The sequence below is a fragment of the Sphingobium bisphenolivorans genome, from assembly GCF_000412635.1.
GTDB lineage: Bacteria > Pseudomonadota > Alphaproteobacteria > Sphingomonadales > Sphingomonadaceae > Sphingobium > Sphingobium bisphenolivorans.
Window position 1 is genome coordinate 1 of sequence record NZ_ASTG01000065.1, and the last position, 472, is coordinate 472.

1 protein-coding gene is annotated in these 472 nt (G+C 63.1%); it reads right to left on the reverse strand.

Going from position 1 to position 472, the window contains the following annotated elements; all coding sequences use genetic code 11:
* Positions 1-318: DUF3768 domain-containing protein (locus L858_RS0119230; RefSeq protein ID WP_022684660.1), on the reverse strand; the 318-nt coding region annotated here is incomplete at its 3' end.
* Positions 319-472 lie beyond the last annotated feature (154 nt).

Genomic DNA, 472 nt, shown 5'->3' on the forward strand with positions numbered 1-472 from the left:
CTTGACAAGGCCCGGATCATACAAGTCGAACTTCCACATGACCGAGAGGGCTGGGCGTGCGCTGTCGTCGGTCCAGCGGGTATGCCATTGGCCGATCACATCGCGATAAAGGAAACCTGCGTCATGCTCGCCGTGAGGATCGTTGTCGGGTGTGAAATCCTCAAAGCCCTCGATCATCTTGAGAATGTCGGACTGCGTATTCTCGTCCAGCGCCGCGATGCCTTGCGTAATCACGGTGCGACAAGTCACGCCCATCGTTCGCCGCGCAATGTCGTTCAGCGCCGCAACGGTGGCGATCTGGTCAGTCGTCGCTTCCATTTTCCTCACTCCTTTAGGCGAAGCCGCTGCCTGCGGCCTGCGGCTCTGACCCGCTGGCGAAGCGCGGGATGGGGAGGGGGGAGCAAAATCGATGGGAGTGGTGCGGGCGGCACGGCTAGGGAGGCCCCGGCGCGCGAGCGCGCCGGGACTGGCC